This window comes from Pseudomonas sp. PL-6 (assembly GCF_054110165.1).
Genome location: NZ_CM134189.1, coordinates 1,493,157 through 1,508,112, shown reverse-complemented (window position 1 = coordinate 1,508,112; position 14,956 = coordinate 1,493,157). Strand labels below are relative to the sequence as shown.

General features: G+C 68.3%; 15 protein-coding genes and 2 riboswitches. Of the genes, 9 read left to right on the top strand and 6 right to left on the bottom strand.

The features are described from left to right. Positions 1-27: 27 nt before the first annotated feature. Entirely contained in the window at positions 28-909 is an 882-nt protein-coding gene (locus ACW9UL_RS06935) for an AraC family transcriptional regulator (RefSeq protein WP_397498204.1), read from the bottom strand. Positions 910-1,035: 126 nt separating this feature from the next. On the opposite strand from ACW9UL_RS06935, the gene ACW9UL_RS06930 reads away from it, so the two are divergent. The 6 genes from ACW9UL_RS06930 to mmsB all read left to right on the top strand — a co-directional run bounded on the left by ACW9UL_RS06930 (position 1,036) and on the right by mmsB (position 8,039). Further along, the gene (locus tag ACW9UL_RS06930) at positions 1,036-2,532 is read left to right on the top strand and encodes a CoA-acylating methylmalonate-semialdehyde dehydrogenase (protein WP_397498205.1); all 1,497 of its coding nucleotides are present in this window, start codon (positions 1,036-1,038) and stop codon (positions 2,530-2,532) included. Positions 2,533-2,629: 97 nt separating this feature from the next. Then, the gene (locus tag ACW9UL_RS06925) at positions 2,630-3,877 is read left to right on the top strand and encodes a substrate-binding protein (protein WP_457789720.1); all 1,248 of its coding nucleotides are present in this window, start codon (positions 2,630-2,632) and stop codon (positions 3,875-3,877) included. A 6-nt stretch (positions 3,878-3,883) separates the two neighbouring features. Beyond that, positions 3,884-5,047, top strand: coding sequence for an acyl-CoA dehydrogenase family protein (locus ACW9UL_RS06920; RefSeq protein ID WP_021444474.1), 1,164 nt, complete (start codon positions 3,884-3,886; stop codon positions 5,045-5,047). 54 nt (positions 5,048-5,101) lie between these two features. Next, positions 5,102-5,920, top strand: a complete 819-nt coding sequence (locus ACW9UL_RS06915; RefSeq protein ID WP_457789718.1) for an enoyl-CoA hydratase — start codon at positions 5,102-5,104, stop codon at positions 5,918-5,920. Between the two features lie 88 nt (positions 5,921-6,008). Continuing rightward, positions 6,009-7,112 (top strand): enoyl-CoA hydratase/isomerase DspII, encoded by a 1,104-nt coding sequence (dspII, locus tag ACW9UL_RS06910; RefSeq protein WP_397498207.1) that lies wholly within the window; start codon positions 6,009-6,011, stop codon positions 7,110-7,112. Between the two features lie 42 nt (positions 7,113-7,154). Further along, positions 7,155-8,039: a 3-hydroxyisobutyrate dehydrogenase gene (gene mmsB, locus ACW9UL_RS06905; protein WP_397498208.1), complete on the top strand. Its 885-nt coding sequence runs from the start codon at positions 7,155-7,157 to the stop codon at positions 8,037-8,039. 154 nt (positions 8,040-8,193) lie between these two features. On the opposite strand, the gene ACW9UL_RS06900 is transcribed toward mmsB, so the two are convergent. Continuing rightward, positions 8,194-8,439, bottom strand: coding sequence for a DUF1145 domain-containing protein (locus tag ACW9UL_RS06900; RefSeq protein ID WP_457789715.1), 246 nt, complete (start codon positions 8,437-8,439; stop codon positions 8,194-8,196). An 80-nt stretch (positions 8,440-8,519) separates the two neighbouring features. Further along, on the bottom strand, positions 8,520-10,307 hold the full coding sequence (locus ACW9UL_RS06895) for an alkyl/aryl-sulfatase (protein ID WP_457789713.1): 1,788 nt from the start codon (positions 10,305-10,307) through the stop codon (positions 8,520-8,522). A gap of 97 nt (positions 10,308-10,404) precedes the next feature. Between ACW9UL_RS06895 and ACW9UL_RS06890 the strand changes: the two genes are divergently transcribed. Beyond that, positions 10,405-11,316, top strand: coding sequence for a LysR family transcriptional regulator (locus ACW9UL_RS06890; protein ID WP_457789711.1), 912 nt, complete (start codon positions 10,405-10,407; stop codon positions 11,314-11,316). Between the two features lie 6 nt (positions 11,317-11,322). Here ACW9UL_RS06890 and ACW9UL_RS06885 read toward each other — a convergent pair whose 3' ends face one another. From ACW9UL_RS06885 to ACW9UL_RS06875, 3 genes are all read right to left on the bottom strand, one after another. Beyond that, on the bottom strand, positions 11,323-11,808 hold the full coding sequence (locus tag ACW9UL_RS06885) for a hypothetical protein (protein WP_457789709.1): 486 nt from the start codon (positions 11,806-11,808) through the stop codon (positions 11,323-11,325). Between the two features lie 79 nt (positions 11,809-11,887). Next, the gene (locus ACW9UL_RS06880) at positions 11,888-12,043 is read right to left on the bottom strand and encodes a hypothetical protein (RefSeq protein ID WP_021442965.1); all 156 of its coding nucleotides are present in this window, start codon (positions 12,041-12,043) and stop codon (positions 11,888-11,890) included. Continuing rightward, entirely contained in the window at positions 12,043-12,222 is a 180-nt protein-coding gene (locus ACW9UL_RS06875) for a hypothetical protein (protein WP_031302854.1), read from the bottom strand. The genes ACW9UL_RS06880 and ACW9UL_RS06875 overlap by 1 nt, the downstream gene beginning before the upstream one ends. Positions 12,223-12,428: 206 nt before the next feature. Continuing rightward, positions 12,429-12,548, top strand: a riboswitch (guanidine-I (ykkC/yxkD leader). Positions 12,549-12,602: 54 nt separating this feature from the next. On the opposite strand from ACW9UL_RS06875, the gene ACW9UL_RS06870 reads away from it, so the two are divergent. Together ACW9UL_RS06870 and ACW9UL_RS06865 are read left to right on the top strand one after the other, a co-directional pair. Continuing rightward, on the top strand, positions 12,603-13,664 hold the full coding sequence (locus ACW9UL_RS06870) for a putative urea ABC transporter substrate-binding protein (protein ID WP_457789706.1): 1,062 nt from the start codon (positions 12,603-12,605) through the stop codon (positions 13,662-13,664). Positions 13,665-13,848: 184 nt separating this feature from the next. Next, positions 13,849-13,949: riboswitch (guanidine-I (ykkC/yxkD leader) on the top strand. Between the two features lie 185 nt (positions 13,950-14,134). After that, the gene (locus ACW9UL_RS06865; protein ID WP_457789704.1) at positions 14,135-14,950 is read left to right on the top strand and encodes an ABC transporter permease; all 816 of its coding nucleotides are present in this window, start codon (positions 14,135-14,137) and stop codon (positions 14,948-14,950) included. Positions 14,951-14,956: the final 6 nt, after the last annotated feature.

Sequence of the window (14,956 nt, the reverse complement as noted above, 5' to 3'; positions counted from 1 at the left end):
AGCACCAACCTACCGGCGGATGCCGCCCTAGCCCTGGTGCAAGGCCCGGTAATGACTGGGCGCCATGCCCACCACCTTGCGAAATAGCCGCGAGAAGTAATAGGGATCGTCGTAGCCCAGTTGCTCGGCGATCTGCCGCACCTCGGCGTCGCCCTGGTCGAGCAGGCGGCAGGCCTGGGCCATCTTCAGCTGGATGAAATCCTGGATCGGCGCGTGGCCGGTCAGGGCACGGTAGGTCTTGGCGAAGTGGAAGCGCGACAGCTTGAACTGCGCCGCCAGCTCGTCGAGGTTGAGGCTGCCATGCAGGTGGCTGCGCATCACCGCCTGCACCGCGTCGACGTCCAGCACCCGCCCGGATTTGAGGTTGGCCCGCGCCGGCAGCACCGCCAGGGAGCTGAGCAGCGCCTGCAGCTGATGGGCGGCGTGGATGAAGGGCACCGGGTTGAGGCCCTGGCGCTGCAAGCCCAGTAACGCCTCGAAATCCGCCAGCAGGCGCGGCTGCACGCCGATGCGGCGCACCCGACGCGGCCCCAGCAGACGCAGGAAGTCCTCGGCCAGGCTGCCGTCGAAATGCACCCAGTACAGCGTCCAGGGCCGTGCGGCGTCGGCGCCGTAGCGGTGGGCGAGGCCCTTGGGCAGCAGCAGCAGATCGCCGCCGCCGACCTCGAATCGTCCATCCGCCGTCTCCAGCCAGCCGCGCCCGGCGCGGCAGTAGATCAGCAGGTGATCCTCCGGCTGACTGCGCTGCATCAGGTGCCCGGCCGCTTCCGGGTAGAACCCCAGCGCCAGCGGGTAGCAGCCGCAGCTCAGCGGCTGACGGGCCAGCAGGCGACGCAGGCGCGGCGGGGTGATGAAGCGCTGGCCGTTGGCGGGCAGCGGCCAGCTGGAGGTTTCCACTCGTGCGGTCATCGGCGCGCCCGCCTCGCTGGGGGATGGCAATGCCAAGATCGTCCATCCAAAGGCCAAGATCGTCAATCCACAAGCGGCCGGACACTGACTATAAAGAGAGCACAGAAGAACAACAGGAGGCCGACCATGCCCCGTACCCTGCCCCAGCTGATCGACGGCCAGTGGCTCGCGAGCCAGGCCCGCGAACTGATCGAGGTCACCGACCCGGCCACCCAGCAGGTGCTGGCGCTGGCGCCCAAGGCCACCCATGCGGAGATCGAGGCCGCCGTGGCCAGCGCCAAGGCCGCCTTCCTCACCTGGCGCGAGGTGCCGGTGCCGGAACGGGCGCGGCTGATGCTGCGCTACCAGCACCTGCTCAAGGAGCACCACGACGAGCTGGCCGAGATTCTCGCGCAGGAGACCGGCAAGACCTTCGCCGATGCCAAGGGCGATGTCTGGCGCGGCATCGAGGTGGCCGAACACGCCGCCAACGTGGCCAGTCTGATGATGGGCGAGACGGTGGAGAACGTCGCCCGCGAGATCGACACCGCCAGCTGGATCCAGCCGCTGGGCGTGTGCGTCGGCATCACCCCGTTCAACTTCCCGGCGATGATCCCGCTGTGGATGTTCCCGCTGGCCATCGCCTGCGGCAATACCTTCATCCTCAAGCCCTCCGAGCAGGACCCGATGACCCCCAACCGCCTGGCCGAGCTGTTCCTCGAGGCCGGCGCGCCGCCCGGGGTACTGCAGCTGCTGCACGGCGGGCGCGAGCAGGTCGACGCGCTGCTGGTGCACCCGGACGTGCGCGCGATTTCCTTCGTCGGCTCGGTGCCGGTGGGCCAGCATATCTACCGCACCGGCACCCAGCACCTGAAGCGGGTGCAGGCCTTCGCCGGGGCCAAGAACCATATGGTGATCATGCCCGACGCGCCCAAGGATCAGGTCATCAGCAACCTGGTCGGCGCCAGTTGCGGCGCCGCCGGCCAGCGCTGCATGGCGATCAGTGTGGCGGTGTTCGTCGGCGAGTCGCGGCAGTGGATTCCCGAGCTGGCCGCACAGATGGCCGAGCTGCGTCCCGGCCACTGGCGCGACAGCGGCGCCGCGTTCGGCCCGCTGATCAGCCAGCAGGCGCGCCAGCGCGTGCTGCGCCTGATCGCCGAGGGCAAGGCCGAGGGCGCCGAGTGCCTGCTGGACGGTTCGCAGTGCAGCGTCGAGGGCTACCCCGAGGGCAACTGGCTGGGGCCGACGCTGTTTCGCAAGGTGACACCGAAAATGTCCATCTACCGCGAGGAAATCTTCGGCCCGGTGCTGGTGTGCCTGGAGGTCGCGACCCTGGAAGAGGCCATCGAGTTGGTAAACGCCAGCCCCTACGGCAACGGCACCAGCATCTTCACCCGCTCCGGCGGCGCCGCGCGCCATTACCAGCACGCGGTGGAAGTCGGCCAGGTGGGCATCAACGTGCCGATCCCGGTGCCACTGCCGTTCTTCTCCTTCACCGGCTGGAAGGGCTCCTTCTATGGCGACCTGCACGCCTACGGCAAGCAGGCGGTGCGCTTCTACAGCGAGACCAAGACGGTCACCAGCCGCTGGTTCGACGACACACCGCTCGGCGACGGCCCCAACATGACCATTCAATTGAAATGAGAACGGAGTAGGCCTCTGTTAGACCAATAGACGATCACTGCAACTGGACGAGCGGCGTAAAACAGTCTCCTGCAGCACAACAACAAGGAGAACTGCAATGCGCCACCTGACTGCCACCCTGGCCCTGTGGGCCGGGATCACCGCCTGTGCGCAGGCCGCCGAGCCCATCACCCTGGGACTCAACTACCCGCGCACCGGCCCATACAAGGAGGAGGGATTGGCGCAGATGCGTGGAGCCCTGCTGGCCATCGACGAGCTCAACGCCGCAGGCGGCGTGCTGGGCCGCCCCTTGCGCCTGTCCAGCAAGGACACCGCCTCGCGTCCGGCCAAGGCGGTGAAGAACGTCGACAAGCTGGCCGCCGAGGGCGCCGCCATGCTGTTCGGCGGCTCCTCCAGCGCGGTGGCCATCGCCGCCGGCAAGCGCGCCCGCGAACACGGCCTGCTGTACTTCGGCACCCTCACCTATTCCAACGACACCACCGGCAAGGACGGCCACCGCTACATGTTCCGCGAGTGCAACAACGCCTGGATGAGCGCCCAGGTGCTCGGCCAGTACCTGAGCAAGCACCTGCCGGACAAGCGCTACTTCTACGTCACCTCCGACTACACCTGGGGCCACACCACCGAGGCCTCGCTGCGCCAGGCCACCGCCAGCGACGACGCCGGCCAGCACGCCGGCGTGCGCGTGCCCTTCCCCGGCGCACGCCTGGCCGACTACCAGGATGCCCTGACCCAGGCCGCCTCGAGCGATGCCAAGATCCTCGCCCTGGTGCTGTTCGGCGAGGACCTGGTGCGCGCCATGCGCATCGCCAAGGACCTGGGCCTGACCGAGCGCATGCAGGTCATCGCGCCGAACCTGACCCAGAGCATGGTCGAGCAGGCCGGCCCGGACCTGATGCAGGGCGTGATCGGCACCGAACCCTGGACCTGGCGCGTGCCGGCGCTGGAGAAATCCGCCCGCGGCGAAGCCTTCGTCGCCGCCTTCAAGGCGCGCTACCAGATGTACCCCTCGAGTTCCGCCGCCTCGGCCTACAGCATCGTCCAGCAGTGGGCCGATGCCGCCAAGCGTGCCAATAGCCTGGATAGCGAGGCGCTGATCAAGGCGCTGGAAGGCCACCGCTACAGCCTGCTGAAGGACGAACAGCAGTGGCGCGCCTTCGACCACCAGAACCTGCAGACGGTCTACGCGGTGCGGGTCAAGCCGCGCGACGAGGTGCTCAAGGACCCGCTCAAGCAGGACTACTTCGAAATCGTCGACCGCCTCGACGCCGACACCGCGCTGCCCAATCTGGCGCAGTGGCAGGCCGAGCGCCGCGCCGGCGGCCAACCTTTGACATTGCAATGAGGCGCCATGGACTTCGAACTCAGTGACGAACAACGCCTGCTCACCGACAGCGCCCGCGCCTTCGCCGCGCGGGAGCTGGCGCCGCACGCCGGCGACTGGGACCGCGACCACCACTTTCCGCTGCCGGTGATCCGCCGCGCCGCCGAACAGGGTTACCTGGCCCTGTACCTCAAGGAGGAGGACGGCGGCCTGGGCCTGTCGAGGCTGTCCAGTTCGCTGATCTTCGAACAGCTGGCCGCCGGCTGCGTGGCCACCACCGCCTACCTGACCATCCACAATATGGCCTCGTGGATGTTGGCGAGCTTCGCCGACGACGCCCTGAAGGCGCAGTACCTGCCCGGGCTGATCGACGGCCGCCTGCTCGCCTCCTACTGCCTGACCGAGCCGGACGCCGGCTCCGACGCCGCCCACCTGCGCACCCGCGCGCGGCGCGATGGCGACGATTACCTGCTCGACGGCAGCAAGTGCTTTATCTCCGGCGCGGGATCGACCGATGTGCTGATCGTCATGGCGCGCACCGGCGAGGACGGCGCCAAGGGCATCTCCTGCTTCCTGGTGCCGGCCGACGCCGCCGGCATCCGCTACGGGCGCAACGAGGACAAGATGGGCTGGCGCGCCCAGCCGACCCGCACCATCGCCTTCGACGGCGTGCGCATTCCCGCCGGCAACCGCATCGGCCCGGAGGGCCAGGGCTTCGTCTACGCCATGCAGGGCCTGGACGGCGGCCGCCTGAACATCGCCAGCTGCTCGCTCGGCGCGGCCCAGGCGGCGTTGCAGCAGAGCCTGCACTACGTGGAGGAGCGCAAGCAGTTCGGCAAGCCACTGGCCGAATTCCAGGCGCTGCAGTTCAAGCTGGCCGATATGCTCACCGAGCTGACCGCCAGCCGGCAGATGGTGCGCCTGGCCGCGGACAAGCTGGACCGGCACCACGCCGAGGCCAGCCTGTACTGCGCCATGGCCAAGCGCTTCGCCACCGACCAGTGTTTCGCCATCTGCAACGAGGCGCTGCAGCTGCACGGCGGCTACGGTTACCTGAGCGACTATCCGCTGGAGCGCTGGGTGCGCGACAGCCGCGTGCACCAGATACTGGAAGGCACCAACGAGATCATGCGGGTGATCGTCGCCCGCCGCCTGCTGCAGCAGGGCGGCATGCTCGATCGCCTGCTGTGACCGCTTTATCCCCTCTCCACAAGGGAGAGGGGAACATCATTTAAGAGGACCCTTATGAGCACCGCCATCGAAGCCTACAAGCCCGGCATCTTCGACCTGACCCACAAGCTCACCGTGGAAAAGCACGGCCACACCGCGCTGATCACCATCAACCACCCGCCGGCCAACACCTGGGACCGCGACTCGCTGATCGGCCTCAAGCAGCTGGTCGAGCACCTCAACCGCGACGACGACATCTACGCCCTGGTGGTGACCGGCCAGGGGCCGAAGTTCTTTTCCGCCGGCGCCGACCTGAACATGTTCGCCGACGGCGACAAGGCGCGCGCCCGCGAGATGGCGCGGCGCTTCGGCGAGGCCTTCGAGACCCTGCGCGATTTTCGCGGGGTGTCCATCGCCGCGATCAACGGCTACGCCATGGGCGGCGGCCTGGAATGCGCGCTGGCCTGCGATATCCGCATCGCCGAACGCCAAGCGCAGATGGCCCTGCCCGAGGCCGCGGTGGGCCTGCTGCCCTGCGCCGGCGGCACCCAGGCGCTGGCCTGGCTGGTGGGCGAAGGCTGGGCCAAGCGCATGATCCTCTGCGGCGAACGTATCGACGCCGAGACCGCCCTGCGCATCGGCCTAGTGGAACAGCTGGTCGATAGCGGCGAGGCCCGTGGTCATGCCCTGCTGCTGGCGGCCAAGGTGGCGCGACAGAGTCCGGTGGCGGTGCGCACCATCAAGCCGCTGATCCAGGGCGCGCGCGAGCGCGGCCCGAACACCTGGCTGGCGGAGGAACGCGAGCGCTTCGTCGACCTGTTCGACGCCGACGACACCCGCGAAGGGGTCAATGCCTTCCTCGAGAAGCGCGACCCGCAGTGGCGCAACAAATGATTCGTGGCACCGTAATCGGCCAGGCCCGTAGGGTGGATGTCGCTTCTTACATCCACCAGAACCGCCCCGCCCCAAGCTGGAAACCTGTATGAACCTGCACTTCGAAGAACGCCCCAGCCTGCATGGCTACCGCATCGGCATCGCCAGCCTGGATGCCGAGAAGAGCCTCAACGCCCTGTCGCTGCCGATGATCGAGGCGCTGGACGCGCGCCTGAAGGCCTGGGCCATCGATCCCGAAATCGCCTGCGTGCTGCTGCGCGGCAACGGGCCCAAGGCCTTCTGCGCCGGCGGCGACGTGGTGCAGCTGGTGCAGCAGTGCCGCGAACACCCTGGCGAGGTGCCGCCGCTGGCGCGGCGCTTCTTCGCCGACGAATACCGCCTCGACCACCGCATCCACAGCTATCCCAAGCCGCTGATCTGCTGGGCCCACGGCCACGTGCTGGGCGGCGGCATGGGCCTGATGCAGGGCGCGGCGATCCGCATCGTCACCCCCAGCAGCCGCCTGGGCATGCCGGAAATCAATATCGGCCTGTACCCGGACGTCGGCGGCAGCTGGTTCCTCGCCCGCCTGCCGGGCAGGCTCGGCCTGTTTCTCGGTCTCAGCGCCGCCAGCATCAACGCCCGCGACGCGCTGGACCTGAACCTGGCCGACCGTTTCCTCCGCGACGAGCAGCAGGACGCGCTGATCGAAGGCCTGGTGCAACTCAACTGGCGGGAGCACGCCGCGCAGCAGCTGCACAGCCTGCTGCGCGCGCTGGAACGCGAGGCGCGCGGCGAGCTGCCGCAGGCGCAGTGGCTGCCGCGCCGCGAACGTCTCGACGCGCTGCTCGACGTGGCCGACCTGCCGGCCGCGGTACAGGCCATCGCCGGCCTGCACGGCGACGCCGACCTGCTGCTGGCCCGTGCGGCCAAGACCCTGGCCGGCGGCTGCCCGCTGACCGCGCACCTGGTCTGGGAGCAGATCCGCCGCGCCCGTCACCTGTCGCTGGCCGAGGTGTTCCGCATGGAGTACGCCATGAGCCTGAACTGCTGCCGCCACCCGGAGTTTGCCGAGGGCGTGCGCGCCCGCCTGATCGACAAGGACCAGACGCCGCGCTGGCACTGGCCGGACGTGGCGGCCATCCCGCCGGCGGTGATCGAGGCGCACTTCGCCCCGGCCTGGGACGGCGCGCATCCGTTGGCGGATCTGTAAACCTTCGCTCCCCGAGGCATCAGCACAAGGAGAACCCAAACCATGACCCAGATCGCCTTTATCGGCCTCGGCCATATGGGCCTGCCCATGGCCCGCAACCTGCTCAAGGCCGGCTACCCGCTCAAGGTCTTCGACCTGGTGCGCAGCGCCGTGGACGAACTGGCTGGCGAAGGCGCCCTGGCGGCGGACAGCGCCGCCGAGGCGGTCGACCAGGCCAAGGTGGTGATCAGCATGCTGCCGGCCAGCCGCCATGTCGAAGGCCTGTACCTGGGCGACGCCGGCCTGCTGGCGCAACTGCCGGCCGGCACCCTGGTGCTGGAATGCTCGACCATCGCCCCGGAGTCGGCGCGCAAGGTGCATGCCGCCGCCCGTGAGCGCGGCGTCGCCCTGCTCGATGCGCCGGTGTCCGGCGGCACCGCCGGCGCCGCGGCCGCCACCCTGACCTTTATGGTCGGCGGCGAGGCCAACGCCCTGGACAAGGCGCGGCCGATCCTCGCCGCCATGGGCAAGAACATCTTTCACGCCGGCCCGGACGGTGCCGGCCAGGTGGCCAAGGTGTGCAACAACCAGGTGCTGGCGGTGCAGATGATCGCCACCGCCGAGGCCATGGCCCTGGGCGTGGCCAACGGCCTGGAGCCGGCGACCCTGGCCGAGATCATGCGGCAGAGCTCCGGCGGCAACTGGACGCTGGAAAAGTACAACCCCTGGCCCGGGGTGATGGAGAACGCCCCGGCCTCCAAGGGCTACAGCGGCGGTTTTATGGCCGAACTGATGGCCAAGGACCTGGGCCTGGCCCAGGAAACCGCCAGCCACAGCGGCAACAGCACGCCGATGGGCGCCCTGGCGCTTCAGCTGTACCGCCTGCTGCTCAAGCAGGGCAAGGGCAAGCAGGATTTTTCAGTGGTGCAGCAGTTGTTCGTGGAGTAGCGGTCCGTAGGCGCCAGCTTGCTGGCGATGCCTTGAAGCGGATCGCGGCAAGCCGGCTCCTACGAAAGCGCGAGTACGCCGTGCAGTCTTGGCCCGGATGCAATCCGGGATAAAGCGCGGCGACCGCCCCGGATTGCCTCCGGGCCAACGGCATTCAGCGCAGCGTCTGCAGATGCAGCAGGCCGAACAGCAGCACCTGCAGGCGCTGCCGCCACAGCCCCGGCCGGCCGTGCAGGCGCGCGCGAAACAGCAGCAGCTCGCCTAGATGGGCCAGCAACAGCGCCAGCGCGGTCCAGTTGACCCAGCCGCCCAGCGGCGCGGCGAAGGGGTAGAGCAGGTTGAGCAGCGCCACCAGCCAGAACATGGCCAGGGCGCCCTTGGCGAACGACAGCAGTTTCATCGCGATCCTCCGGTTGGGCGATCGCCGCAGTGTGCCGGGCCGACCCGGCGCTGCCGCCGCTCTTTCGGCTGGAACGGCGCTCAGCGCAGGGTCAGGCCGAAGGACTCGTCGGCGAAGTCGAAGCAGGCGAGGAAGCGGCGGATCTCCAGCAGGTTGCCCTCGACCTGCACGTCGCCCAGCAGCGCGCCCTTGACCAGGCCGCCTTCGCCGGTCAGCAGGGTTTCCATAAAGCGCTTGTCCATGCTCAGCCGCAGCTCGGTGCCTTCGGGAATGCCCCGGTGCAACTGGGCCACGCCGCGACGCACTTCCAGCGCCCACTCCTCGTTCACGTCCGGGAAGCGAAAGCCCAGGGTCAGTTCGAGGTCGCCGGCCTGCTCCGGGTCGATGCGCGTCACCCAGTTCTGCAGGAAGGCCTGCGGGGTGAAGCTGCGCACCATGTCCGGGGAGAGGAGGACCTTGCGCATCTCCTGCGAGCGCTGGCGGATGGCCTCACCGTCGAGCTTGCCTTCCAGCTCCATGGCACTCATCAGGTACCAGTTGCGCCAGTTGATGTTCATGCTGGCGTAACCCAGCTTGCGCAGGCTGCGCGCCTTGATCTCGCGTGCCAGTCGATCCTCGCGGTCGACGCGGATGGCGTAGCCGGCCAGCTCGGCGGCCCACTGGTAGTCGCCCTTGAGGTAGGCGTTGCCGGCCTCCAGCAGCAGCTTTTCCCGGCCACCGGCCAGGGCGATCAGCCGCTCGGCCTGCTGCCGAGGCGGGGTCGGGTCGAGCGCCACCGGGTCGCCCTGGAACCAGCCCAGGTAGCCGTTGTAGATCTGCCGCACGCTGTGCTTGACCGTGCCGTAGTACTCGCGCAGGTAGGGCGTGTAGCCGGCCAGGTGCGGCGGCAGCTTGACCTTCTCCACCAGCTCGTCCGGGGTCAGGCCCTTGTTCATCCAGCGCACGCTCTGATCGTGGATATAGGCGATGCCGTCGCGGGTCATGCGCAGCACCTCCTCGACCCGCTCCTGGCCGCTGACCGGGCGGCCGTGCAGCGGCACCATGTGCTCGGCCTGGTATTCGCGCAGCTTGTCCAGGCTGGCGACCCACTGCACCGGGTCGCGGAACTTGGTACCGCGCAGGGTATGGATGTTCGGCAGGGTCGGCCCCTGCTCCACCTCGGCGCTGATCAGCACGCGGTTGTCCGGCAGGTACAGGGTGATCTCGTCCGGCGCCTCGCTGGGCACGTGCAGCAGCTGCACGTCGAGGCCGGCGATGCGGGTGTCCAGGCGCTCGGCGAAGGTCACGGTCGGCGCGATAAAGGACGACGGCTCGGGCTTGGCCAGCGGGCCGATGCCGGCGTTCATGCCCTCCAGGTCGCTCGCCGGCAGGAAGGAGCCGAAGCTGTAGGCCGAGCGCACGCCGAGAATCGGCCCGACCAGCGCGCCCTGCGCCACCACGTTCTCCAGCAGGCTTGCGTGGGCGTAGATCTGCACCTCGCCGCGTTCCACCTGCTCGCGGCTGACGAAGGCCTGCACGCCGTTGATATGGTCCGGGTGGAAGTGGGTGTAGACCACCGCCTTGACCGGCTTGTCCGTGAGCTTGCGGAACTCGGCCATGATCTTGCGCGACTCGCCGACCGACTCGCCGGTGTCGACGATGATCAGCCCCTCGGGCGCCTCGATCATCACCACGTTGCCCAGCTGCCAGCCGACGGCCGAGTAGACGTTGTCGGCGACGCGGTAGACCTGCTGGGCGAAGTGCTGGGTGTGCGCCGCCAGCTCGGCGTGGATGCTCGGCTCGATGCGCTCGGCCGGCAGTTCGGCCTGCGCGTTCAGGGGCAAGGCGGCGGCCAGCAGCAGGCCGCCAAGGCGAGAGAAGGTGCTCATGGCGATAGGACGTCTTGTTGTTGAAGTGCTGGCAGGTTGGCAAAGGCCGCCTGATAATTCCAATGCATTTGAATCCACGAACCAATGCAGGCAGCGCATGAACGACCTACGCCAGCTCCGTCACTTCGTCGCCCTCGCCGAACACGGCCACTTCGCCCGCGCCGCCGAGGCCGTGCACCTCAGCCAGCCGGCACTGAGCCGCAGCATCCAGGCCCTGGAGGCGCAGCTTGGCTGCAGCCTGGTGGATCGCCACAGCCGCGGCATCAGCCTCACCGCCCACGGCCAGCTGGTGCTGGAACACGCCCGCCGCCTGCTGGCCGGCAGCCAGGCGCTGAGCAACGCGGTCAGCCAGCTGGACAACCTGGAGGCCGGCGAACTGCGTCTGGGCGCCGGCCCCTACCCGGCCGCACGGCTGGTGCCGCAGGCGGTGGGCAGGCTGCTGCAACGCTATCCGCGGGTACAGGTGAGACTGGAGATCGGCAACTGGCTGGAGCTGCGCGAGCGGCTGCTGGAGGCCGGCGTCGAACTGTTCGTCGCCGATGTGCGCGAACTGCAGGATGACCCGCAACTGCAGATCGAGGCGCTACAGGCGCATGCCGGCGTGCTGTTCTGCCGCCCCGGCCATCCGCTGCTACAACGCCGCGAGCTGCGCCTGGCCGACCTGCTCGACTTCCCCCTGGCCGGCACCCAGTTGCCGCAGGCGGTAGAGCGCAGCCTCGGCGCGGCCAGCGGCCGGCCGCAACCCTTGAGCGTGCAGTGCGACAACTTTCTGGTGCTCAAGCGCCTGGTGGCCGACAGCGAGGTGCTGAGCATGGCGCCCTGGGACGTGATCGCCGAGGAAGTGGCGGCCGGCCAACTGAGCCTGCTGCCGCTGGCCCCGGCGAGCCTGCAGCAGCAGTCGGCCTACGGCCTGGTCAGCCGTGCCGGGCACAGCCTGTCGCCGGCGGCGCAGGCGCTGGTGGAGGAAATTCGCCGGGTGGATCGCCAGCCGCTGCCGCCACGGCGCTGAACGCCGCTAGTTGCGCCGCCAGTCACCGCCGCGTTGCTGCTCGCCGCGCGAGTGACGGTCGTCGCGGGAGTAGCGCTGCTGCACCTGCTGGTGGCGATTGCCTTCCCAGCGTTTGCCGGAAGGCGCGCTCTGATACTGCTTGTGATGCTGCCGACCATCGTGACGGCGGCCATCGTCGCGGCGGCCGTCGTGGCGCGAGTAACCGTCGTGGCGCTTGTGATCGCGCTGGTAGAAACCATGCTGGCGCGGCGGCGGTGCCGGCACGTAGCGTTTGGAATCGTGGCGATGGCGGTCGTGGCGGCGGTCGTCGTAATAGTAGTACCGCGGCGTGACGTAGACCGGCGGCGAGTAATCGCGGCGGTAGCCGTTGTAATAGTGGTGCGAGTGATGATGATCGCGGTAGCCGCGGTCGTAGTCGTAGCCGTCACCATACACGGCGCAGCCGCTGAGCGGGATGAACAGCAGGGCCGCAAGCAGGGTTCTGTAGGACATGGAAGCCTCCGCAGGGGAAGCGGGGGACGCGCACCGCGCCCCCGAGGGAAGAGGCCGGGCCGCGAGGCCCGGGACTGGATCAGCAACGACCTTTCTTGGCCTGCCCCGGCGGGCAGTGGGGAGGACCGCCGCCGACATCGCCGATATCGATGCCGATACCCGGCAGCCTCAGGCTGCAGCCGGACAGACCGAACGCCAGGCTGATCGCCAGCAGCAACGCGCCGAAGGTTTTCATCAGCAGCTCCCCTTCATCCGGTGCCCCGGCGGGCAGAAGTGACCGCCGCCGTGGTAACCGCGGCCACCCAGGTCGACATGAATCACATCGGGATCGCCGACCCGGGCATGTACACCCGGGGCACTGAAACTGCAGCCGCCCAGCAGCAACGCCAATACCATCACAGTCAAACCACGCATGTTGGAATACTCCTCGAATTTCCCGTATCTGCTAGACGCCCGGCCACCGCAGCGGGCACAGCTCTATCAGCATGCTCGTTCGACAATCTGCACTGGATCACGTTCCGTGCAGCCGAGTGACGGCCATCACAGGCCCGCCATGGCCGCTGGCACGCTCCTCGCTTGGCAAGGCGCCGCAGCGGGAAGGCGAACAGCGCTGCGTGCAGACAATGGCCGACTAGGGTTCCGGCCCGCCCCACCAGGCGGGTGGCTGGTCCGAGAGTGGGCGACCTCATGCAGCGGCGGGAAGCCGCGGGGTTACACGGCGGGATAAAAGCCCGGGAGAACGCGCAGCACGGCTGCCCGCCTTCCCGCCTCCGTTCCCTGCCGCCGAGGTCACCATGTCATTGCGTACCCTGCTTACCGCCCTGCTCTGCACCGCCCTGCTGACCGCTCCCGCCGCCGAGGCCGCGCCCAGGACCTTCAAGCTGTGCTGGTCGATCTTCGCCGGCTGGATGCCCTGGGGCTACGCCGCCGAACAGGGCATCGTGAAGAAATGGGCGGAAAAGTACGGCATCGATATCCAGGTGCAGGAAGTGCCGGATTACGTCGGCTCCATCGAGCAGTACACCGCCGGCCAGTTCGACGCCTGCACCATGACCAATATGGACGCCCTGACCATTCCCGCCGCAGCCAGCAAGGACAGCACCGCGCTGATCATCGGCGACTTCTCCAACGGTGCCGATGGCCTGCTGCTGCGTGGCAGCGGCAAGCGTATTCAGGATCTCAAGGGCAAGACCGTGCTGCTGGTGGAGAACTCGGTGTCCCATTACCTGCTCAGCCGCGCACTGGAATGGGCGCTGCTGAAGGAAAGCGACGTAACCATCCAGCACGTTTCCGATACCGAAATCGCCGACACCTTCCTCGCCGGCCAGGGCGATGCGGTGATCACCTGGAACCCGATCCTAGCCGAGATCAAACGCAAGGCCGAGGTCAGCCAGGTGTTCACCTCCAACCTGATTCCCGGCGAGATCCTCGACCTGACCGTGGTCGACAGCCAGACCCTGGCGCAACACCCGGAATTCGGCCGGGCACTGACCGGCGCCTGGTTCGAAACCCAGCGTCTGCTCGGCCTGCCCACCGCCGCCGGGCGTGAGGCCAGGGCGAAGATGGCGGCCGCCGCGCACACCAGCGCCGAGGACTTCGAGGCCCAGTTGAACACCCTGCGTTCCTTCTACGCCCCGCGCTATGCGCTGAACTTCGCCCAGACCGGCAAATTGCCGGACCTGATGCAGCGCATCGCCCATTTCGCCGATGCGCACGGCCTGCTAGGCCAGAGCGGCCAGGGCCTGAGCAACCTGGGCATCGCCTTCAGCGGCGAGCAGACCCTGGGCAACGCTCAACGCATCCTGCTGCGTTTCAACCACGACTACATGCAGCTGGCCGCTGACGGCAAGCTCTGACACCGTCCTGACGCCCCAGCAGGCAGCACGCCGCCCTCACCACGCACCAGCACGGCGCACCGCAGACCCGGCGCCGCCGAAGGGAGCGCCGCCTGCTGCGGTTCGCGACGCATGGCACGATGTTCGCTAAGAACAGCTCGTGCAGGAACAACCCGGTTCGCCGGGATCGCGGCACCACAATTTGCCAATAGCCGGCTAGGGTTCCGGCTCGCCACGAGCGAGCGACTGGTCCGAGAGCTAGCGACCTCCAGCGAGGTTACACGGCGGGACAAAAGCCCGGGAGAACGCGCCCCATCCGTGGGGAACCGCCGCGAACTCCTGCCCGCCCCTGTCAAACTGGAGGTTCATCATGGGTACGCCCCACTCGCATCGGCGGCAACCAGCCGCCCACCCCAAAGGCCCGAAACCAGCGCGCTCTTGCGCTTGCTAGCTGCGCACGCATTTCGTTCCAGGCCCGACGAGGACTATCCATGCGCCTGATCAACCGCCACCCGGATCGCAGCGGCCGCCTGCTGCTGATCCTGCTGCCCTTCGCCCTGCTGCTGTTCGTCTACTTCAGCGCCTCGGCCACCCGCCTGGCCGAGAACCCCAACGACAAGCTGCTGCCCAGCGCCAGCCAGATGATCGACGCCGTCGACCGCCTGGCCTTCAGCGAAGACAAACGCAGCGGCCAGTACCTGTTCTGGCAGGACACCGCCTCCAGCCTGCAACGCCTGGGCCTGGGCCTTGGCATCGCCGCGCTGCTGGGCCTGGTGCTGGGTATCGCCGCCGGCAGCGTGCCGCTGTTCGGCGCACCGCTATCGCCGCTGCTCACCGTGCTGTCGATGATTCCGCCGCTGGCCATCCTGCCGATCCTGTTTATCGTCTTCGGCCTGGGCGAGCTGTCCAAGGTGATGCTGATCGTCATCGGCATCACCCCCTGCATCGCCCGCGACATCGAACAGCGCGCCCGCGAGATTCCCGGCGAGCTGCTGATCAAGGCGCAGACCCTCGGCGCCAACACCTGGACGCTGATCCTGCGCCTGGTGCTGCCGCAACTGCTGCCGCGCCTGCTGATCTCGCTGCGCCTGATGCTCGGCTCGGCCTGGCTGTTTCTGATCGCCGCCGAGGCCATCGCCTCGACCGACGGCCTCGGTTACCGCATCTTCCTGGTGCGTCGCTACATGGCCATGGACGTGATCCTGCCCTACGTCGTGTGGATAACCCTGCTGGCCTGGCTCATGGATCTGGGCCTGCGCCAGGTGCTGCGCCTGTGCTTCCCCTGGCATGAAGGAGGCAAGGTATGACCCTGT